The 25,103-nt window shown below is 39.2% G+C and carries 4 protein-coding genes; all 4 read left to right on the top strand.

Translation table 11 applies throughout. From position 1 onward, the window contains the following. Positions 1-17: 17 nt before the first annotated feature. Genes D0817_RS19655 through D0817_RS19670 form a run of 4 tightly spaced genes read left to right on the top strand, consistent with a single transcriptional unit; the run spans position 18 to position 25,022 of the window. A complete protein-coding gene (locus tag D0817_RS19655) occupies positions 18-6,572 on the top strand; it encodes a non-ribosomal peptide synthetase (protein WP_127340068.1) in 6,555 nt (2,184 codons plus the stop codon). Continuing rightward, a complete protein-coding gene (locus D0817_RS19660) occupies positions 6,569-9,880 on the top strand; it encodes a non-ribosomal peptide synthetase (RefSeq protein ID WP_127340069.1) in 3,312 nt (1,103 codons plus the stop codon). Before D0817_RS19655 ends, D0817_RS19660 begins: the two co-directional genes overlap by 4 nt. Further along, positions 9,877-19,389: a non-ribosomal peptide synthetase gene (locus D0817_RS19665; RefSeq protein ID WP_127340070.1), complete on the top strand. Its 9,513-nt coding sequence runs from the start codon at positions 9,877-9,879 to the stop codon at positions 19,387-19,389. The genes D0817_RS19660 and D0817_RS19665 overlap by 4 nt, the downstream gene beginning before the upstream one ends. Continuing rightward, positions 19,386-25,022 carry a non-ribosomal peptide synthetase gene (locus D0817_RS19670; protein ID WP_127340071.1) on the top strand — a complete coding sequence of 1,879 codons (5,637 nt, stop codon included), beginning with the start codon at positions 19,386-19,388 and terminating at the stop codon, positions 25,020-25,022. The genes D0817_RS19665 and D0817_RS19670 overlap by 4 nt, the downstream gene beginning before the upstream one ends. Positions 25,023-25,103: the final 81 nt, after the last annotated feature.

The raw sequence follows: 25,103 nt of genomic DNA on the forward strand, positions 1-25,103 counted from the left end.
CGAAAGACAAAAAAACCATGGAAGAATTATTTTTAAAATTAAAGAATCTGGATGTTCATTTAAGTGTTGAGGATGGTAACCTAAAATTGAGTGTACCCGATGACTTCGAAGAAAATGACTTAATAGACGAGATCAGGAAAAATAAAAATGAGTTAATCGACTACATTCATGAGAGTAGAAAAAAGAATGTAAATTCTTTAGAAATTCCAAAGACCAAAAGCACCGTTGCTACAAAACTAACACCGCCTCAGGCGCGCTTATATGTGCTTCAGGGGCTGGCAGAAGATTCTAATGTGTACAACATTCCTTTTGCATCTGAGTTGATCGGGGCCGTAGATGTCTTACAATTACAAAAGGCTTTTATGGAGCTGCTTCAAAGACATGAAAGTTTACGAACTTCTTTCGTACTGGACCATAATTATGAGCCTGTACAGAAAGTACTGGAAAAATTTGAATTCGAACTTACTCATATTAAAGCCGATGAACAAGGTTTAAAAGAAATTGTTGCTGATTTCTCATACGCTTTCAATCTTGCGAAAGCGCCATTGGTACGAGCTAAGCTGGTAGAAGTGGAAGCAAATAGATTTATTCTGTTAATGGATGTACATCATATTATTTTTGACGGAATTTCAATGCAGGTATTTTTGAGGGATCTGGTTTCGCTCTACAGCAAACAGGAATTGCCGGAACTTACTTTGCAATACAAGGATTATGCAGACTGGTACTTTAGCGATGACTACCAAAAGAATCTTTCTTCTCAAAAAGCATTTTGGCTAGATGAGTTAAATGGATTTAAAAACACAGCGATCCTTCCTGCCGATTTTAAAAAATCAAATAAAATTTCATTTGAAGGAGCCTACGCCAATTTTTCCATTACAGGAAAACGAAGAAATGCGCTGGACGAAATTGCCAGAAAATCTGAATCTTCCCTGTTTAGTGTACTTACGTCCTTGTATAGTATTTTGCAGGCCAAACTAACCGGTGTCGATGATTTGGCAATTGGTACGCCTGTAGCCGGAAGACGTCACTGGAGTTTAGACAATATGATCGGTATGTTTGTCAATACACTGGCCATACGAATCAACTTAAAAAATGAAACAAGCTTTACGGATTATTTAAAAGAAGTGAGTTCAAAAGTGGTGAATTGTTTTGATAATCAGGAATATCCATTCGAAACATTACTGGATGATCTGGGTTCAAGACAAAGTAATGAGATGAATCCATTATTTAATACACTTATTACATTAGATAATTTTGAGCAGACCGAAGTGGTAATAAATGGGCTGGAGATAAAGCCTTTTGAGATCAATAAATCGACCTCGAAGTTTGATTTGATTATGCATTTTAGCGAAAAAGAAAAAGAGCTAGCCTGCACATTTGAATACAGCACCCAATTATTTAAGAAAGAAACCGTTGAGAGATTCTTTGATTATTTTATAAATATATTAGATCAGGTAATTGAAAATGAGTCGATTATTATTGATAAAATAACGCTTCTTGATCAGGAGAGCAGCAAAGAATTATTACAGCTCAATGATTACACAAATGTAGCCTTTCCGGAAGCCCTTAATTTAATAGAGGCATTTGAAAATCAGGTTGCTAAAAGCCAGGATGCTGTCGCTTTGGTTTTTGGAGAAGACACCCTGTCTTATAAGGAAGTAAATGAAAAAGCCAATAAAGTCGCCAGGTTGTTAAGATCCAAAGGATTAGAACGCGAGGCAGTGGTGGGAATATTAATGGAGAAAAGTTTTGACGTTATTATCGGAATGCTTGGTATCCTTAAAGCAGGCGGGGCTTATGTTCCAATCGATGTAAACTATCCGCAAAACCGCATTGATTACATTGTAGAAAACAGCGGACTTAAAATGGTGCTTACGATTCCGGAATTTGAAAACGTTATAAGCCAGAAAGAAGTAGCCATTATATTTAGCGCTGAGGCAGATACAATTGAGGATACCTCAAACCTGGATATCGTTAATGCCCCTAATGATATGTGTTATATCATATATACTTCAGGGACAACCGGAGCTCCGAAAGGCGTAATGGTAGAACATAGAAATGTCGTGCGACTTCTTTTTAATGAAGAATTCCAATTTGATTTTAGTGATAAAGATGTCTGGACCATGTTCCACAGCCATTGTTTCGACTTTAGCGTTTGGGAAATGTACGGACCCCTGCTTTACGGCGGTACTTTGATTATAATTTCCAATGAAGAAGCAAGAGATCCTTCCAGATTTGTGAAAATACTGGAAGATCATAAAGTCACGGTTTTAAATCAGACCCCAACGTCATTTTATAATTTAATTAGAGAAAGCATTGAAAAAAATGTAAACCTCCATGATTTGCGCTATGTGATTTTTGGCGGTGAGGCACTAATGCCATCCAAATTAAATCACTGGAGAGATTTATATCCAAATACAAAACTGATCAATATGTATGGCATTACGGAAGTAACCGTGCATATGACCTATAAAGAAATAGGGGAAGCCGAAATACAGCGCAGCATCAGTAATATCGGGAAAGCGTTGCCTACAGGATCTGTTTATTTATTAGACAACAATATGAAGCCGGTACCCGTTGGAGTGATTGGAGAAATATATGTTGGAGGAGAAGGTGTAGCCCGTGGTTATATGAATAATAAAGAATTGACAGATTCCAGGTTTATAGCCAATCCTTTTAAAGAGGGTGATCGTTTATACAAATCCGGTGATTTGGCGGTACTATTGGCGAATGGAGACTTAGAATATAAGAGACGTTCCGACAACCAAATACAACTGAAAGGATTTAGAATTGAGTTAAAAGAAATCGAACATCATTTATACCAGCACGAACTTATCGAGAATGCCGTTGTAATTATGAGAGTGTCAAAAAAGGAAGAGCCTTATTTATGTGCCTATTACATTGCTGAAGAAGAACTGGATATCAATAACCTGAGATCTTATTTAGAAGAACTGCTGCCACATTATATGATTCCGTCCTTCTATGTTAAGATTGATGAGATGCCATTTACCTCCAACAATAAAATAGATACCGCCAGATTGCCGGAACCGAAAATTGGATTTGTGGGTAATTATATCGCACCTGTAAGCGAGGAAGAAAAAATCATGTGCGAGATTTGGGCGAAATACATGGAGATAGAACAGGTCGGAATAATGGATAATTTCTTTAGTCTGGGCGGAGATTCATTGAGAGCGATAGCCTTAATAGCTACGATAAACGAAAAACTGTCCGCTTCCTTAATGATTGCAGACCTCTATTCTTTCCCAACCATCAAAGAACTTGTCGTAGCCTTAAAGTCAAACAAAGGGGAAGAACATATGTTCCTGAAGAAAGAGGCCGAAAAAGAACTTCAGCTTTTTCAGGCAACGTACAGAGAACAAAATGAATTTTTAGATAACTATGAAGAGGTATATCCTATGAATGGTATCGAGAAAGGAATGGTGTACTATTCATTATTGGGAAACACAGACAGTATTCATAATATTTTATATCATGAACAAAATATGTATGATGTGCCATTTGACAATTTTGATTTTGAGATTTTCAAATTCACCCTGCACATGATGATTAAAAAGCACAGTGAACTAAGAAAAATATACGATTTAAAAAACCTGGCGCATATCATATTAAAAGAAATTGAACCTGATGTTCATTTTATCGATATATGCCATTTAAACAAAGAAGAGCAGGATAAATTTATAGAAGATAAGTTAGAAGAAGAAAAACTAAGAACAACAGAATTATCACTTTCCCTAATCTGGAGAATGCATATTATAAAAGTGCGTGAAGGTTTTCAGTACCTGCTGTTTGATTTCAACCACTCCTTATTTGACGGATGGAGTTTAGCTTCGTTTTTAACAGAACTAAATAATACAGCCATAGCCCTTAAAAAGGATATAAGTTATCTTCCAAGACAAATTAACGGTAGTTATAAGGACCAGATACTGGGTGAACTGGCAGCGATTAAAAGCGAATCCAGCAAAAATTACTGGCAAAAAGAATTGTCGGGTTACAATCGTTTTGAATTATTCCCAACCGGTAAACCGCATATATTTATTACGGATGACCATGATTTCGGAAGAGAATACAGAAAAAAACTGGAAGCAGCCGCGAGTAAATTCAATACAAGCTTTAAACATTTATGCTTTTCTGCCATTATCTATTCTTTAAGAAAACTAAATTTTGAGAATGATATAACGATGGGAGTTGTGACTAATATCAGACCCTTAATTCCGGATGGGGAATATCTTTTGGGCTGCTTTTTAAATACAGTTCCTTTCAGAGTTCAGATACCTGAAGATTTAACATGGGGAGAATATGTGAATCATATCGAACAAAAATTCACGGAATTAAAATACCATGAGCGCGTACCTTTCTATAAAATACTGGAATTTATTGATGAGAAAACCTTTAATGCAAACCCAATTTTTGACGTTAAGATAAACTATATAGATTTTAGGGTATATAATGAGTTCCAGGGATATGACGAGAATTATTTCGGGCCATCAAATGCACGTACCAGTTATCTAAATGAAAATACGCTGCTTAATCTACATATTATTGCCAACAGTGACGATTTTATTTTCCGTATCGTGTATTCTGCATCGTATCTGGAAGCAGAGCAGTCTGCTAAGTTGGCTTCTTATTTTAAAAGCACGCTGGACCAGATATTAAGTGATGCAGACCAGAAACAGGCAGATACTTCTGTTCTGAGTGAAGAAGAATACAACTTAGTCACCAAAGAGTTTAATAATACAGAATGTTTCTTTACACAGGAAGAAACCATTTTAGAGCTGTTTAAGGAACAAGTAAAACAGGTACCTGAAAATGTGGCTGTTGTTTTTGAAGGTGAATCTCTTTCTTACAGTGAGCTGGATAGCCTTTCCAATCAGTTAGCTCATAAACTGATTCAGATTGGTGTCACATCTGAAACTCTCGTTCCGATTTGTTTAGATCGTTCTTTTGAAATGATCATTGGAATTTTAGCCGTTCTAAAAGCAGGAGGAGCGTATGTGCCAATAGATCCGACCTATCCGCAAAACAGAATCGACTATATTTTAGAAGATATCCGGTCCCCATTCCTATTAACGGAATCCAAATATGAAAACAGCTTCGGGATACCAAAACTGATCTTAGACGATCCGTCGATCTATGAAAAGCAATCCACATCGGCACCGGCTGTAGCAATTAGCCAAAACGCGCTGGCATATGTTATTTACACCTCCGGAACCACCGGAAAACCTAAAGGTGTTATGAATACGCATGAAGGTATTTATAATAGACTGTCCTGGATGCGTGATCATTATGAGGTAACATCAAAAGACACTATTTTACAGAAAACAAATTTCAGTTTTGATGTATCGGTATGGGAATTAATACTTCCGTTAGTAACCGGGGCAAAATTGGTGTTTGCAAAACCGGAGGGGCATAAAGAGCCAAATTATCTGGAAGAAATATTAGAGAGAGAAAATATTACACTAGTCCATTTTGTACCTTCTATGTTAGCGGCATTTCTTATGAATCTGAATAAGTTTAAAGGAGGTCAGCTGAAGCATGTAATTTGTAGTGGGGAAGAACTGAAGTCAGCTACTTTAAAAGAGTTTCAGCAAAAACTTCCGGGAATCAGTATTCATAATTTATACGGACCAACCGAGGCTGCTATTGACGTTACCGCAATAGAGGTTACAAACCTGAATGAAAGCAGGGTTTCAATAGGTAGTCCTATCGCAAATACGCAAATCTATATTGTAGACAGTGAATGCCGTATTCAGTCAGTTGGAATGAAAGGAGAATTGTTGATTGGAGGGGTTCAGGTAGCAAAAGGGTATCTTAACAAACCGGAGTTAACAGCTCAGAAATTTATAGAAAATCCGTTTGATAAAGAAGACAAATATAAACTGTACAAGACAGGAGATATGGCGAGATGGCTTCCGGATGGTACTATTGAGTATCTGGGAAGAATTGACGGCCAGATCAAACTGAGAGGAAACCGAATAGAATTAGGAGAGATCGAAAGTAATTTAACAGATTACCCGGGCATACTTTCTGTTGCAGTTGATTATCGAAAATACAACAATGATTATTGTATCGTCGCCTATTATGTTTCCGAAAATGACGAAACACTGGAACTGGAAGAAATAAGAAGCTATCTGACCAAAAGTTTACCGGTGTACATGATTCCGTCTTATTTTGTTAAACTTAACGCAATGCCGGTGACTTCCAACGGAAAACTGGATCGTTCTGCATTGCCGGATCCGGAGATAATACAATCAGAAACACATGTAAAACCATCTAATCCGACCGAAGAAAAGTTAGTAGAGATATGGTCTGAAATTTTGAGTATTGAAAAAGAAAAAATAAGTGTCAATACTAACTTTTTTGATATCGGCGGGCATTCTTTAAAAGTAATTACGCTGGTAAATGCAATTTTTAAAGTTTTTGCAGTGGATATAGCTTTAAGCCAGATTTTTGAAAAACAAACGGTTAAAAGTATCGCAGATTATATCATTACAGTGAAACAGATGGAATCGGACTCAGAGAATAATCAACAAAAAATCAAATTATTAATATGAGGATAGATGAATACATATCTCATTTAAGAGGTGAAAATATTATCATTACTGTAAAAGAAAATAAAATTGCAGTAGAGGATCCGGATAATATTTTAACGTCTCAGATAATTGATGAGCTTACTGTCAGAAGATCAGAAATTATAGATTTTTTCTGCGCCGTAAAAAGTAAAAAAGAATCTTTTGTACCGATTTCCAAAGCTCCTTTAAGCCGCTATTATCCCTTGTCCTCTGCCCAGCAGCGCATGTATTTTTTGTACGAATTTGATAAAGCAGGAACAACCTATAATATGCCAATGTTTCTAAAGGTAGAAGGTGATTTTGATTTTTCGCAGCTGGAAAGAACATTTAGGAAGTTAGTAGGCCATCATGAAAGTTTACGCACCCTGTTTGAATTGCAGGAAGGAAATCCTGTGCAGCGATTAGCAGATGAAGTTATATTTCCAATTGAATACAGTACGGATGAAGCATATAAAATTAATGATTTTGTACGTCCGTTTGATCTTTCAAAAGAGCTGCCGTTACGGGTAATAGTAATAAAACAAGCAGAACAGTCCTTTATTTTAGGAATCGATCTGCATCATATTGTCAGCGATGGACGATCGACGGAAATTTTGATACATGATTTCTGGTCCTTGTATCAGGGAGAGGATTTACAACCTGTAACGGTTCAGTACAAAGATTATGCATTTTGGCAGCAGAACGAGGCACATCAGGCATTACTCGCAGGTCACAGGTCGTACTGGACAGCACTTTTTTCAGAAGGTTTCTCCGCTCTGGAAATGCCAACAGATTATTCCAGGTCGTTAGAACAAAGTGATCAGGGAGATACGTATTCGGTTTGTTTTAATAAATCCCAGAGTGATAAGTTACGTGCTTTTGTCAGTAAAGAAGGAGTAACGATGTATACGTTCTTTTTGGCTCTTTACAATATTCTGCTGAGCAGGTTAGCCAACCAGGACGACATAATCATTGGAACTTCCGCTCTTGGTCGTCATCACTCCGATCTGGAAGGAATAGTCGGGATGTTTGTAAACACACTGGCATTGAGAAATCACGTAGATTCTGATATGAATTTCAAAGATTTCTTATCCACTGTTCAGGAATCTGTTATGGCTGCTTTTGATCACCAGGCATACCAGTATGAAGAATTGGTAGAAACATTAGGGATATCCCGTACGGCAGGACGTAATCCGTTGTTTGATGTTTTCTTTTCGTATCAACAGGAACAGGAACGAGTAAAACTTAGTAATTCTGAAATTAAAATTGAGCATTATAATGCATCTCCCAAAATTACGGCCAAATTTGACCTGAATCTGGTAGTGTTTGATTCACAGGAAATAAACCTGTCTTTTACCTATCGCACAGATCTGTTTAAAAAATCAAGCATTTCCCGCTTTTCAGAATACATGGTTCGCATAGTGGAAGCCGTTCTCGAAGATCCCAAACAATTAATACGCGATATTGAAATATTGTCCGAAAAGGAAAAATCACAGTTGCTGACAGACTTTAATAACACAGCTGTAGACTATGATTTTGACCAGACGGTGCTGGATATGTTTGTCGCCCAGTCGGTTAAAACCCCAAATGCAGAAGCAGTTGTTTTTGGAGCAGAACAGCTTACCTATAAGGAGCTCGATCAGCGTTCAGATCTTTGGGCATCCCATCTTGTGAAATTAGGAGTAGTTTCGGGTTCGATAGTAGGTTTACTGTTATCGAGATCAATTGAAATGATTGTAGCGATTCTGGCAGTAATGAAAACCGGAGCAGCATATTTGCCTATAGATCCCGAGCAGCCGTTGTCCCGCACACTGCATATGTTGAGCGAAAGTGAAAGTAACATCGTTATTGGGAATTTAGAAAGTATTCCGGAAGAATTGAAACAATCGTACACCTATGCAGAAACAGACGTACTGGATAAAGTTACGGGAATAGAAAAGTTCAGTAAGACCGGATTTCCATCTTCTGACGACTTAGCGTATATTATTTATACCTCAGGATCAACCGGAAAACCGAAAGGAGTACTGACGCAGCATGAAAATGTATCCAATTTTATTCAGCACGAACGTGATTTTTTAAATATAGATGCAACAGACAGCATATTACAATTCTCACCATATTATTTTGATGCTTCCGTTAAACAAATCTGGCTGGCACTGACTACCGGGGCAAAACTTGTTTTGGTAGACAAAAGCACCTTAAGCAATGAAAAACGCTTTATAAACTATCTTGAAAAAAACAAGGTTACCATGCTGAATGCAACACCTTCTTTTTTAAATGGTTTAGAAATTCCGAAGTTGCCCAATCTGAAACGTATCGTGGCTTCCGGTGAAGAATGCAAGATGAACTTAGCCGGGAGATATTGCAAAGAATACGATTTTTATAATGAATATGGTCCAACAGAAACTACGGTAATTGCGGTTTCGTGCAAAATAACCCCCGAAATGACAGGCAGGAAAAACGTCCCTGTCGGAAAGCCAATTGCAAATGCAAAAGCCTTTATTTTAGACAACAACCTAAATGTAGTTCCAATAGGATTTACAGGTTCTCTTTATTTGGGTGGCAAAGGATTGTCGAAAGGATATCTAAAACGTCCTGAATTGACTGAAAGTCAATTTATAAATAATCCATTTGGTGAAGGTAAGTTATATAATACGGGAGATTTGGCAAAATGGCTTCCTGACGGTACTATAGAATTTTTAGGAAGAGCAGACGACCAGATAAAACTAAATGGCGTAAGGATACAGCTAGGGGAAATTGAAAGTCAGTTAAATACTTTTATAGGTATCAAAGATGCCGTTGTTAGTCTTCGCGAAATACAAAACAATAAATTTCTGGTGGCCTATTATGTAGCAGAAGACATTATATCCGCTGCTGAATTAAGAAGTTACTTAATAGACCTGCTGCCATTCAGCATGATACCAGGCTATTATCTGCAGCTGGATCAGTTGCCGCTAAGTCCGACAGGTAAACTGGATCGCAGGTTGTTACCCGACCCGCAAAAGAAAGAGCGAATCTACAACCCTCCATCAAACGACATAGAAAAACAATTGGTAGTAATCTGTTCAGAGCTATTAAATATAGAAATCGAAAAAATTAATGTCGATGATGGGTTTTTCGAATTGGGTGGTAATTCTTTAAAAGCAATTTCACTGGTCAATACGATTTATAAAACACTTTCTGTGAAAATTACCCTCAAAGAAATTTTTATAAAACAAACCATAAGAGAAATCGCGGATTACATCATTACCGTTAATCAGATCAAAAATATAGAGGCAGATATTAAAGGAGAAGTAAAACTTATATTATGACAACAGACGAATACATTACTTATTTAAGAAGCATAAATATTATCGTTACTTCACAAGAAGATAAAATTACAATTGAAGATCCGAACGATGTTTTAACTTCTGAAATAGTTGAAGAGTTAAAAACCAGAAAAACAGATATATTAGATTTTTTCAATTTAATAAAAAGTAAAAAAGAGCTTTTTATTGGAATTCCTAAAGCTTCTGTAAGTGTCTATTATCCGTTATCTTCTGCACAAAAACGCATGTATTTTTTATATGAGTTTGACAAACAGAGTACAGCTTATAATATGCCCGTTTTTTTCAGGATCGGCAGGCCGTTGGATGTTAGCCGCTTAGAGCTTGCGTTTACCCAGCTGGTTTCACGCCATCAAAGCCTTCGTACCGTATTCGAAATAGTAGACGGTCTTCCCGTACAGCGAATACTGGACGACACTGCCTTTAAAATGGGACATTACAGTGGGAACACCACTGATATGAATACGTATATCAGTACGTTTGTCCGTCCCTTTAATCTCGCTTCGGAGTTTCCTATCCGAATATCCCTAATGGATGTTAAAGGAGAAGATTACCTTTTAATGTTCGACATGCACCATATTATCAATGACGGGGTTTCACAAGAAATCCTCATGCGTGAATTCTGGTTGTTGTACAAAGGGCGAAAACTGGAGGATTTACGCATTCAATACACCGATTATGCCGCATGGCAGCAAAGTGATGCGCACCAGTCTTTGGTAGCAACCCATAAATCATACTGGCTTGAACTTTTCGCTAAAGAGATTACTGCTTTGGATTTGCCATTGGATTATTTCCGTCCTCTTTACAAAGGCGGTCAGGGCGATAGCCAATTTTTAAATCTGGACAAGCAAAAAAGTAAGAAGTTGCGTTCCCTCGCCAGTTCCAATGGTGTAACGGTGTATACTTTGTTTTTAGCGGTGTACAATGTACTGCTTAGCAAACTGTGCAATCAGGACGACATCATAGTGGGCACGCCTACTGCAGGCCGTCACCATGCCGATCTGGAAGCTATTGTGGGCATGTTTGTCAATACGCTTGCCCTTCGCAATTGCGTAAACCCGGGAATGACATTCAAAGATTTCCTGGCCACGGTACACGAATCAACCTTGTCAGCTTTTGACCATCAGCTGTACCAGTATGAAGAGTTGGTAGACGCGTTGGATCTTCCGCGCGATGCAAGCCGTAATTCTTTATTTGATGTTTTCTTTTCGTATCAGAACCAGGTGGATGATTCCGCTTTTAAAGATCCGGAACTCAAGATAAATCTCCATGACGTCTCCTATAATATTGCCAAATTTGACCTTAGTCTTACGGTACTGGATGCTGAAGAAATCAGTCTGGCGTTCACCTATCGTACCGATCTCTTTACAGCTTCGAGTGCAGCGCGCTTTAGTGCTTATCTTGCCCGTATCATCGATGCGATACTGGAAGATGAGGTACAACTGATTGCGGATATGACGATTTTGTCCGAAGAGGAGAAATCCGAATTACTGGTTGATTTTAATGATACTTTCGCAGATTATGACCTGCAGCAGACCGTTCTGGATATGTTCAGGACACAATCAGCCAAAACACCCGATGCAGCTGCAATTGTGTTTGGGGAAGAGGTTTTAAGTTATAATGATTTGGAGCAGCGCTCGGATCTTTGGGCGTCGCATCTTATTGATTATGGTGTGGCTGCGGGTTCTATAGTAGGCCTGATTATGACGCGTTCGAGTGAAATGATTACCGCTATTTTATCCGTTATGAAATCCGGGGCAGCCTATGTGCCTATCAATCCGAATCAACCGGCATCGCGTACTGCCCATATGCTTGAAGAATGCGGCTGTGCGTTTGTGATCACGAATTTAGAACAGCAAAACCCGGCACTGGAAGGGTATACTTGCTTATCAGCAGAGATGCTGGATAAAAAAGACAGTCCGGAAAGAAATATACTTCCACGAGTAACTTCAGATAGTCTGGCGTATGTGATTTATACTTCCGGTTCAACCGGAAATCCAAAAGGGGTTATGGTACATCATGAATCGGTGACCAACCTGATTCACTACGAACGCGAATTTTTAGGGATAGAAGCCAGTGACAGGATTCTGCAGTTTTCGCCGTATTATTTTGACCCTTCCGTAGAACAGATCTGGCTATCCCTGACAACAGGAGCTACTTTGGTTCTTATTGAAGAAGAAAGACTTTTAGACAGCACTAGCTTTAATGCCTATTTAATAGACAAGGGAGTAACACATCTTCATAGTACACCATCTTTCCTGGAAAGAGTTGATTTTGAAGGAGTATCAGCGCTTCGTCGTGTCATATCCGGTGGGGAAGTTTGTAAATTTTTATTAGCTGAGAACATTTCAAAGAAATATGCGTTCTATAACAAATATGGCCCAACAGAAACTACTGTAACTTTTACAATTCATAAGATGGTAAAAGGAGATAATTTAGAAAATAAAGTTCCTATTGGCCGTCCTGTAGCCAATACACAGGCTTATATTCTGGACGCACAACTGAACCTGCTGCCAGTAGGCGTAAAAGGGGAGTTGTACATCGGCGGAAAAGGGTTGTCCAAAGGATACCTGAACCGTCCGGATCTGACACAGGAGCGTTTTATAGCAAACCCTTTTGGACCGGGTCTCTTGTATAAAACAGGAGATTTGGCAAAATGGCTTCCTGACGGCACCATTGATTATCTGGGCCGTAATGACAATCAGATAAAACTGCGTGGGTATCGCATCGAATTGGGAGAAATTGAATCCCAATTAGAAAATATAGAATCAGTAAACCAGGCTTTAGTACTTGCCCATGGTTCTGACGACAACAAACAGCTGATAGCTTATTTATGCGGCAGCGAGGAAGTGGAAAGCAGCCAGATAAGATTATTATTATCGGCTAAGCTTCCCGACTACATGATTCCTGCGAGTTATATATGGCTGGAGCGTTTTCCGGTTACCGCCAATGGAAAAGTAGATAAGAGAATGCTTCCGAATCCTGATTTTACAAAAGGCGAAGTATATGTAGCGGCCCAAAACCAGGAACAGGAAAAACTGGTAGAAATCTGGTCTGAAGTACTTGGGATTGAAGCCAGTAAAATCAGTATTCATTCCGATTTTTTCAATTTGGGAGGCCATTCCCTAAAAGCGATTACTTTGGTCAATAAGATCAGCAAATTATTCTCGGTTAATCTTTCCTTACGTGATTTATTCGTACACCGTACCATTTCTGAACTGTCAGGACATATTACGGGGATCGATAAAATTAATTTTGTATCGATTTCAAGAGCAGCAGAACAGGAGTATTACCCATTATCGTCTGCACAAAAACGCATGTACTTTTTATATGAGTTCGACAAAGAAAGCACGGCTTACAACATGCCAGGTTTTTTCAGGATCGGCAGGCCATTGGATGTTAGCCGCTTAGAGCTTGCGTTTACCCAGTTGGTTTCGCGCCATCAAAGCCTTCGTACGGTTTTCGAAATCGTAGACGGTATTCCCGTACAGCGAATACTCGATGACACTGCCTTTAAAATGGGGCATTACAGCGGAAGTGTTTCCGATATGAATACGTATATCAGTACGTTTATCCGTCCGTTTGATCTCGGTTCGGAGTTTCCTATCCGCATATCGCTGATGGAAGTGACAGATGAAGATTACCTTTTGATGTTCGACATGCACCACATCATCAATGACGGGGTTTCGCATGAGATTTTAATGCGCGAATTCTGGTTGTTGTACAAAGGGGAAGAACTGGAGGATTTACGCATCCAATACACCGATTACGCCGTATGGCAGCAGAGTGATGCGCACCAGTCCCTGGTAGCAACCCATAAATCGTACTGGCTTGATTTATATGCCAGCGAGATTACCGCTTTGGATTTGCCATTGGATTATTCCCGGCCTCTTTACAAAGGCGGTCAGGGCAATAGCCACTCTTTACAGCTTGACAGCCAGCAGAGCGCTAAGTTACGATCCCTGGCCAGTTCCAGTGGTGTAACGGTTTATACTTTGCTATTGGCGGTGTACAATATACTTCTTAGCAAACTGTGCAACCAGGACGACATCATTGTTGGTACCCCTACGGCAGGCCGTCACCACGCAGACCTGGAAGGTATCGTGGGAATGTTTGTCAACACGCTTGCCCTTCGCAATCATGTAGACCCGGCAATGGTATTCAAAGAGTTCCTGGCCACGGTACACGAATCAACCTTGTCAGCTTTTGACCATCAGCTGTACCAGTATGAAGAGTTGGTGGATGCGTTATATTTATCACGCGATTCGAGCCGTAATTCCTTATTTGATGTTTTCTTTTCGTATCAGAACCAGGTGGATGACTCCGCTTTTAATGATCCGAATCTGAAGATAAATCTACATGATGTATCGTATAATATAGCCAAATTTGACCTTAGTCTTGACGTACTGGATGCGGAAGAAATCAGTCTGGCGTTTACCTATCGTACCGATCTTTTTACAGCTTCAAGTGCAGCGCGTTTTAGCGGTTACCTTGGCCGTATCATCGATGCGATACTGGAAGATGAAATACAATTGATTGGGGATATGACGATTTTATCCGAAGAGGAGAAATCCAAATTGCTGGTTGATTTTAATGATACTTTTGCGGATTACGACCTGCAGCAGACCGTTCTGGATCTGTTCAGGGCCCAGTCTGCCAAAACACCCGATGCAGCTGCCATTGTGTTTGGGGAAGAAGTTTTAAGTTATAGTGACCTGGAGCTGCGCTCGGATTTTTGGGCAATTCATCTTGTTTTTTCGGGTGTGGTTTCGGGCTCTATAATAGGTTTGGTGATGACGCGTTCGAGTGAAATGATTACGGCTATTCTGGCGGTTATGAAATGTGGGGCAGCCTATGTGCCCATCAATCCGAACCAGCCGGCATCGCGCACCCATCATATGCTTGAAGAGTGCGGCTGTGCATTTGTGATCACGAATTTAGACCAGCAAAGCCTGGCACTGGAAGGGTATACCTGTTTATCGGCAGAAATGCTCGATACCCAACAAAGCGCGGAAATTATAAAAGAGACAATACTTCCAGACGTAACGCCGGACAGCCTTGCGTATGTGATTTATACTTCCGGTTCTACCGGAAATCCAAAAGGGGTTATGGTACATCATGAATCGGTGACCAACCTGATCAATCACGAACGCGAATTTTTAGGCATCGAAGCCAGTGACAGGATCCTGCAGTTTTCGCCGTATTATTTCGATGTTTCCGTAGAACAGATCTGGTTGTCCCTGACTACAGGTGCTGGTTTGGTCCTGATTGATTCGGAGGTATTGACAGACCAGGAACTCTTTGTTGACTATTTAGCGTCCCATTCGGTTACAATGTTAAATGTCACTCCGTCATTTTTGGAGAGCCTGACACTCCCTTCTTTGCCAAGTCTGAAAAGAATCGTGGTATCGGGAGAAGAATGCAAACCGGGACTGGCTCGCAGGTATAACAGAGAATATGATTTTTACAATGAATACGGACCAACGGAAACGACAGTAATTTCGATTTCACAAAAGCTAACCCCGGAAACACTAAAAGGAGATAAAGTTTCTATTGGACGCCCTGTCGCCAATACACAAGTCTACATTCTGGACGCGCAACTGAACCTGCTGCCAGTAGGCGTAAAAGGGGAGTTGTACATCGGCGGAAAAGGGTTGTCCAAAGGATACCTGAACCGTCCGGATCTGACACAGGAGCGTTTTATAGCAAACCCTTTTGGATCAGGACTTTTGTATAAAACAGGAGATTTGGCAAAATGGTTTCCAGACGGCACCATTGATTATCTGGGCCGTAATGACAATCAGATAAAACTGCGTGGGTATCGCATCGAATTGGGAGAAATTGAATCCCAGTTAGAAAATATCGAGTCAGTAAACCAGGCTTTAGTGTTGGCACACGGTTCTGATGACAACAAACAGCTGATAGCCTATTTATGCGGCAGCGAGGAACTTGAAAGCAGCCAGATAAGATTATTATTATCGGCTAAGCTTCCGGATTACATGATTCCTGCGGGTTATATATGGCTGGAGAATTTTCCGGTTACCGCCAATGGAAAAGTCGATAAGCGAATGCTTCCGAATCCTGATTTTACAAAAGGCGAAGTATATGTAGCGGCCCAAAACCAGGAACAGGAAAAACTGGTAGAAATCTGGTCTGAAGTCCTTGGCATTGAAGCCAGTAAAATCAGTATCCATTCCGATTTTTTCAATTTGGGAGGCCATTCCCTAAAAGCGATTACTTTGGTCAATAAGATCAGCAAATTATTCTCGGTTAATCTTTCCTTACGTGATTTATTCGTACACCGTACCATTTCTGAACTGTCAGGACATATTACGGGTATTGATAAAATTAATTTTGTATCGATTTCAAGAGCAGCAGAGCAGGAGTATTATCCATTGTCGTCTGCACAAAAACGCATGTACTTTTTATATGAGTTCGACAAAGAAAGCACGGCTTACAACATGCCCGGTTTTTTCAGGATCGGCAGGCCATTGGATGTTAGCCGCTTAGAGCTTGCTTTTACCCAGTTGGTTTCGCGCCATCAAAGTCTTCGTACGGTATTTGAAATCGTAGACGGTGTTCCCGTACAGCGAATACTCGATGACACTGCCTTTAAAATGGGACATTACACCGGGACTATTGCCGATATGAATACCTATATCAGTACGTTTATCCGTCCGTTTGATCTCGGTTCGGAGTTTCCTATCCGCATATCGCTGATGGAAGTGACAGGTGAGGATTACCTTTTGATGTTCGACATGCACCACATCATCAATGACGGGGTTTCGCATGAGATTTTAATGCGTGAATTCTGGTTGTTGTACAAAGGGGAAGAACTGGATGATTTACGAATCCAATACACGGATTACGCCGTATGGCAGCAGAGTGATGCGCACCAGTCCCTGGTAGCAACCCATAAATCGTACTGGCTTGATTTATATGCCAGCGAGATTACCGCTTTGGATTTGCCACTGGATTATTCCCGGCCTCTTTACAAAGGCGGTCAGGGCAATAGCCACTCTTTACAGCTTGACAGCCAGCAGAGCGCTAAGTTACGATCCCTGGCCAGTTCCAGTGGTGTAACGGTTTATACTTTGCTATTGGCGGTTTACAATATACTGCTTAGCAAACTGTGCAACCAGAACGACATCATAGTAGGGACACCAACGGCAGGCCGTCACCACGCAGACCTGGAAGGTATCGTGGGAATGTTTGTCAACACGCTTGCCCTTCGCAATCATGTAGATCCGGGAATGGTATTCAAAGAGTTCCTGGCCACGGTACACGAATCTACCTTGTCAGCTTTTGACCATCAGCTGTACCAGTATGAAGAGCTGGTGGATGCTTTGGAGCTTCCGCGTGATACGAGCCGTAATTCATTATTTGACGTTTCTTTTACATACCAGAAGCAGGTGGATGACTCCGCTTTTAACGATCCGGATCTTAAGATCAGTTTCCACGAGGTATCGTATAATATTGCCAAATTTGATCTTAGCCTTGCCGTACTGGATGCGGAAGAAATCAGTCTGGCGTTTACCTATCGTACCGATCTTTTTACAGCTTCAAGTGCAGCGCGTTTTAGCGGTTACCTTGGCCGTATCATCGATGTGATACTGGAAGATGAAATACAATTAATTGGGGATATGACGATTTTGTCCGAAGCGGAAAAATCAGAATTGCTGGTTGATTTTAATGATACTTTTGCGGATTACGACCTGCAGCAGACCGTTTTGGATCTGTTCAGGGCCCAGTCTGCCAAAACACCCGATGCAGCTGCCATTGTGTTTGGGGAAGAGGTTTTAAGTTATAGTGACCTGGAGCTGCGCTCGGATTTTTGGGCAATTCATCTTGTTTTTTCGGGTGTGGTTTCGGGCTCTATAATAGGTTTGGTGATGACGCGTTCTAGTGAAATGATTACGGCTATTTTGGCGGTTATGAAATGTGGGGCAGCCTATGTGCCCATTAATCCGAACCAGCCGGCATCGCGCACCCATCATATGCTTGAAGAGTGCGGCTGTGAATTTGTGATCACGAATTTAGACCAGGAAAGCCTGACACTGGAAGGGTATACCTGTTTATCGGCAGAAATGCTCGATACCCAACAAAGCGCGGAAATTATAAAAGAGACAATACTTCCAGACGTAACGCCGGATAGCCTTGCCTATGTGATTTATACTTCCGGTTCTACCGGAAATCCAAAAGGGGTTATGCTACATCATGAATCGGTGACCAACCTGATCAATCACGAACGCGAATTTTTAGGCATCGAAGCCAGTGACAGGATCCTGCAGTTTTCGCCGTATTATTTTGATGTTTCCGTAGAACAGATCTGGTTGTCCCTTACTACAGGTGCTGGTTTGGTCCTGATTGATTCGGAGGTATTGACAGACCAGGAGCTTTTTGTTGACTATTTAGCGTCCCATTCGGTTACAATGCTGAATGTCACTCCGTCATTTTTGGAGAGCCTGACGCTCCCTTCTTTGCCAAGTCTGAAAAGAATCGTGGTATCGGGAGAAGAATGCAAACCGGGACTGGCTCGCAGGTATAACAGAGAATATGATTTTTTCAATGAATACGGACCAACGGAAACGACAGTAATTTCGATTTCACAAAAGCTAACCCCGGAAACACTAAAAGGAGATAAAGTTTCTATTGGACGCCCTGTCGCCAATACACAAGTCTACATTCTGGACGCGCAACTGAACCTGCTGCCAGTAGGCGTAAAAGGGGAGTTGTACATCGGCGGAAAAGGGTTGTCCAAAGGGTACATGAACCGTTCGGATCTGACACAGGAACGTTTTATACCGAACCCTTTTGGATCAGGACTTTTGTATAAAACAGGAGATTTGGCAAAATGGTTTTCCGATGGAACTATTGATTATTTAGGAAGGTCAGACGGTCAGATAAAGCTCAACGGTGTCAGGATAGAGTTAGGCGAAATAGAAAGCCATTTGAAAACTTTTGAAGGAATCAAAGATGCTGCTGTAAATCTTTCTGAAATTGAAGGCCATAAAATTTTAGCAGCGTATTATGTAGCTGAAGAGAAAATACATAAAGCCGAACTAAAAGACCATTTGATAGAACGTTTACCCTTTAGCATGATACCGGTTCACTACCTGCAGCTGGATAAATTACCACTAAGTCCGACAGGAAAGTTAGATCGCAGATTACTACCGGATATCGAAAAGAAAGAGCGGGTCTATGTGGGGCCGTCAAACGAAATAGAAAAACAATTGGTATTGATCTGGTCAGAGCTTTTACAGATAGAAACGGAAAGGATTAATATTGATGATGGATTTTTTGAATTAGGCGGGAATTCCTTAAAAGCAATTGCACTGATGAATAGTATTTCTAAAATACTATCGGTAAAAATAACCCTAAAGGAAATTTTTGTAAAACAGACCATCAGGGAAATTGCGGATTATATCATAACCATTAAACAAATAACGGATACAATAGCTGAAAATAAAGAAGAAATAAAACTTATACTATGACAACAGACGAATACATTACTCATTTAAGAAGAAAAGGCATCATGGTGTCTGTTCAGGAAGATAAAGTAGAGATTAAAGCTCCGGATGGAGCGTTAACATCTGATATTATAGAAGATCTTAAATCTAAAAAAAGAGATATTCTTGATTTTTTTAATTCGATAATTCAGGAAAAGGAATTTGAATTGATTAAGCCGGCTCCCATACAGCCTCATTATCCGTTATCACGCGGGCAAATCCGTCTTTGGATTCTGAATGAACTAGGCGAAACCCAGGGATTGTATAATTCACCCTTAATTTTTCCTATCGGGGACCTGGATACAGCCATAATTGAAGACACGCTGCATGAATTGATATCACGACATGAAATTCTTAGGACAGTTATTAAAATTGTAGAGGGTCAGCCGAGACAGTTTGTTAAGGAGATAGAAGATTTCAGGTTAGACATTGATCATCTGGAGGCTTTTTCACCATCGGAGTACAGAACAATAATCGAGGAAGAGCTTTTTTATCCTTTTGACCTGACGCAGTCTGCCATTAAAGCATCTTTACTTAAAGATCACGAAGGTAAAGTGGCACTTGTGCTTGTTTTTCATCATATTATAATTGATGCCTGGTCATTAAATGTACTTAGTGATGAATTTACTCAGATTTACAAGTCAAAACTTACGGGAATTCCTTCCCAAATGCCGAAATTAACAATTCAGTATAAAGATTATGCTGTATGGCAAAATACCTTACATGAAACAGGAAATTTTGACAATTCCAGAAAATACTGGATTAATAAGTTTTCGGATAAAATAGCCAGATTAAAATTACCCATAGATTTATCAGCTGAGGAAACTGAAACTTACGAAGGAACCAATGCGAATTTTGAATTTTCAAATAAAATTTCAAATCAGCTGCTGGAATTTGCAAAACAAAACAATGTTTCCCTGTATATGATTCTTATCGGGGCCCTGAAATCTCTGCTGCACAGATATACAGGTGAGGAAGACATAATCATTGGGTCAGTGGTAAGCGGCAGGGACCATGCCAGTTTAAAAGAGCAGGTTGGCTTTTATGTAAATACAATTGCGCTCAGAACCAATATTAAAGGGTCGAATTCTTTTAAACAAATTCTTGAAGAGGTAAAAACAACGACATTAGATGCTTTTGAACATCAGTCGTATCCGTTTGATTTATTAGTAAATGAAATAGAAAGCGAAACCAATGCAGAAAAGAATCCGATATTTGATGTGCTGATATCCTATCATGATTCTGATGAAAGCGTAGACCCATCCATTAAAATAGCGGATACCGTTTCTTTGGGAGAAGACATTGAATTTCGTAATACAATTGCCAGTAAATTTGATTTATCGTATACTTTTCAAAGAAAACCAGATGGGAAAATAACAGGAACTTTAGGGTTTAATGCCAATCTTTTCGGCAAAAAGAAAGTTACAAGAATGATTCATCATTTTAAAAATTTGCTGGAAGAGGTTATAAATGAACCAAATGAACCTATTGCCGATATTTTTTATCTGGAGCAACAGGAAGTGGAAACTTTAAAGGAATTTAATAATACCAGTAAAGCAACTGGACTGACTAAAGGTATAAAACACAGTATTGAAGCAAGAGCTGAAATAGCACCGCAATCCGTAGCCATTATTACAGAAAAAAGCGAAGTGACTTTTGAAGAACTGAATACAAAAGCGAACCGTTTATCGCACTACCTGAAAGATACTTTTAATATTTCCAAAGGAGATTGTGTAGGAGTTATGATGGACAATACGGTAGACAGGATTGTGACGCTCTTAAGTATTATAAAACTTGGAGCCGCCTATGTGCCTGTAGATAAGGAAAATCCTTTTGAAAGAACATCTTTTATCCTGAATGATACCAATGCAAGGCTTTTAATGACCGAAAGCTTTAGCAAGATAGTTAAGGAAGAAGCTGCGTACAGTATTAGTATTTTAAAAGCAGATGATATTATCCATAATATAAGTGAATTTTCATCTGAAAATCCTGATGTGAATGTTGGCCCTGAAGATATATTTTCAATATTATACACTTCCGGATCAACCGGAAATCCAAAAGGAGTTTTAATTAAAAATGAAGGACTTTTAAACAGAATAAACTGGTTCTGGAACCATTACGAATTTACGGAAAAGGATATTATATTCCAAAAAACACCTTTTGTATTTGATGTTTCAATTGGAGAAATATTCATGCCTTTATGTTTTGGGGCAAAACTGGTGCTGGCCACCGGAGAAGAAAATTCACTTCAGATAACCGAGAGTATTATTAAATACAATTTAACGTACACCCATTTTTCTCCCACTCAGTTAAACAATTATTTAGATGCTCCGAATAATGATTTTGCCAAAATAACATCTTTACGAAGAATTGTCTGCAGTGGAGAAGAGCTGACCAAGACCATATTAAGCAAGTATTATAAAAATCTTCAGATCCCGTTATCCAACCTTTACGGACCTACAGAAGCTTCTATTGAAGTAACTTACTTTGATTCATTTCCCGACGACGGCGAAAAGAAAAGATCCAGAATTCCTATTGGCAAACCAATCGATAACGTACAGATTTATGTACTAGATCCGAAGCACAAAATAGTTCCTGTGGGTTTTGTTGGAGAAATTGCAATAGGAGGAATTTGCCTGGCGGAAGGTTATTTGAATTCACCGGAGAAAACTAAAATTCAGTTTATAGAATGCAATTTAAGCCCGGGCGAAACCACCAGGGTTTACAAAACCGGAGATTTAGGAATGTGGTTAGAAGATGGTACCGTGCAGTTTTTAGGGAGAAAAGACAATCAAATATCAATAAACGGATCCAGAATTGAACCGGGCGAAATAGAGAGTGTTATTTCTAAACACCCCAAAGTTCATAACGTAGCGGTAGTGCCTAAAAAAGATGAGTTTAATAACTGGCACTTAATGGCGTATTACACGCTTAAAAGCGAAGAATCTATTGAGGTCGAAAAGAAAAGTTCCGTAGTAAAGGATTCCCGCATCAGTAAAAGACAGGATTTCAATTATAAGGATATAGCGTCTGATAAAAATAATGTTTATCAATTATTCCAGGAATCATTTACGAAAAATGCTGATAATACGGCAATTGTCTTTAATGACAAGAGTTTTTCATACAGAGAATTACGCGTAGCGGTTGACAAGCTTGCTGCGGTATTAAAAACAGATTATAATGCAGGTGTTGGAAGCAAAATCGTTTTGATTGCAGGAAGATCTGAAAAAACGATTGTTTCTATTCTGGCGATCATGAAAGTTCGTGCTGTGTATATTCCGATAGACAGCGAATATCCGGAAGCAAGAATAAATTACATTCTACAGGATAGCGCTGCAGACTTAATTATAACCGATCAGGATGATTTGCAAATAGAGAATGACCATATCCCGGTGTTATTTTATGATACTTTAAATGACAGTTCAAAAGAGTATTCCTGGTCTGAAGGGGAAGCAGCTGCAAACCTAACCGACCTGTGCTACATCTGTTACACTTCCGGTTCGACCGGAAAACCAAAAGGTGTAATGATCGAACAACGATCTGTTATTGATTATGTAGAGACATTTTCTAACTATTTTGAATTGTCCGAAAAAGACACTGTTATACAGCAATCTTCCATATCGTTTGACACTTCTATCGAGGAAATTTTCCCGGTATTAGCGTTAGGAGGTAAGTTGATTGTCCTTTCTGAAGGAGGAAGGGATATCGAAGGGATAATAAAGGCCATAAACAACCATAAAGTTACGGTTCTTACCACAACACCTTTGGTGATAAACGAACTGAATCTGACTCCCGAAAGATTAGCCCACATGCCGAGGGTAATTATCAGTGGAGGGGATGAATTGCGAAAATCCTATATTGATAAATTAATAGATAAAACAGCAGTATTCAATACCTACGGGCCAACAGAATTTACGGTATGTTCTACTTTTGCCCAAATTGATTCTATTGAAAAGTGCAATGTAATCGGAAAACCGATAAACAACCATAAAATATACCTGTTTGATGATGATTTAAAAGAAATTCAAACAGGAGAAATTGGCGAAATGTTTATTGGCGGATCCGGTATGGCAAGAGGATATCTCAATAATATGGAGGAAACCAAAAGGCATTTTATATCGCATCCTGCTGTGGAAGGATTGATTTATAAAACAGGTGACCTTGCAAAATACAATGAAAACGGAGAACTGGAATTCTGTGGAAGAAAGGACAGTCAGGTAAAAATAAAAGGATATCGCGTTGAACCTATTGAAATAGATAATGTCCTTCAAAAATGTAGTGCTGTTAAAAATAGTGTTTCGGTTGCCAAAAAAGATTATAATAACGACAAACATCTGGTAACCTACTACAAAGGAGCTGATAATGTAAACGAAAAAGAAATCATTTCCTTTTTAAGAAACGAACTGCCACACTATATGGTACCCGATTATCTGGTAAGTGTAGCCGAATTCCCTTTAAATTCAAATGGTAAGATTGATGTAAAACTATTGCCTGTTCCGGATAGTTTACTGCATAACAAATTGTTTTATCTGGAGCTAAAAGATTTTATGAAAAAATTTCTTCCTGCCTACCTGATCCCTTCTCAATTTGTCTTAATGGATAAGCTGCCATTGACCGTGAGTGGAAAAATAGACAGAAAATTTCTGGAGAATAAAAAAATTGAAAAAAGGGAAGATAAAAAATACATAGCTCCTGAAAATGAAATAGAAGAAAAAATTCAGAAGGTATGGGAAGATAATTTGAAATTATCTAAAATAAGTGTTGACGTGAATTTTTTCGAAATAGGAGGAAATTCAATAAAAGCCACGCAAATAATGGCAATGATATCTAAAGAACTGGGGATCTATGTACCCTTAAAAGATATCTATAACAACCCTACCATTTTAGAACTGGCAAGAACTATTACTAACAATTTTACAAGTGAAAGTCTGCTGTTAAAACTGAATAAAGTGAAAGCTGATGCGCCAAATGTGTTCTTTATTCCGCCGGTTTTAGGATCTTCAACAATTTTCAAAAATTTAGCGACAGATTTAAATGAAGAAGCTAATGCATACGGGCTTCAGTACAGAGGTTTTGATAAAAATGAGCCATTCGATGAGAGTATAAAAGCTATGGCCAAATCATTTGTTCAGGAAATCAAAGCCACAAATGTATCGAATCAGCCTATTGTTCTGGTCGGATATTCAATGGGAGCGACGATCGGTTTTGAAGTGGCAAAAATTTTAGAAGAAGAAAATACAGCTGTCAAATTAATCCTGGTAGACAGAGGTGCGCATGAAAAGGAAGAAATTTTATTTGATCAGAAAAAATCAGATGAAATAATAGATAATGAATTAGCACACTGGGGCAAAGAAATAAGAAAAGAAGACTTTGACAGAATTAAACAGCTGGTTTTTCATAACATAAAAATACTGACATCCCATCAGCTTGAAGGAAGCATAAACAGCAAAATTATTGCGGTAGAGGCGAATAAAAATTCCGGTAAAGTTAAAATGGCAGATTGGCAACTGTATACCAAAGGTGATTTCGAACATCATTTTATGAATACTACCCACTATGAAATAATTAACGAACAACAGGATGAGCTGGTAGCCCTTATTAAGAAAGCGTTAGCGTAACTATTTCAAATCATATCGTTGCGAATGACGTTCTAAATTAGCATGATAAAGTGTAAGAACAGAAGAATTTAGGTAAGAAAT

The sequence above is a fragment of the Flavobacterium cupreum genome, assembly GCF_003996965.1.
Classification (GTDB): domain Bacteria; phylum Bacteroidota; class Bacteroidia; order Flavobacteriales; family Flavobacteriaceae; genus Flavobacterium; species Flavobacterium cupreum.

Coding starts and splice junctions, on each gene's coding strand:
- D0817_RS19655 (WP_127340068.1), top strand. CDS start 18: ATGGAAGAATTATTTTTAAAATTAAAGAATCTGGATGTTCATTTAAGT.
- D0817_RS19660 (WP_127340069.1), top strand. CDS start 6,569: ATGAGGATAGATGAATACATATCTCATTTAAGAGGTGAAAATATTATC.
- D0817_RS19665 (WP_127340070.1), top strand. CDS start 9,877: ATGACAACAGACGAATACATTACTTATTTAAGAAGCATAAATATTATC.
- D0817_RS19670 (WP_127340071.1), top strand. CDS start 19,386: ATGACAACAGACGAATACATTACTCATTTAAGAAGAAAAGGCATCATG.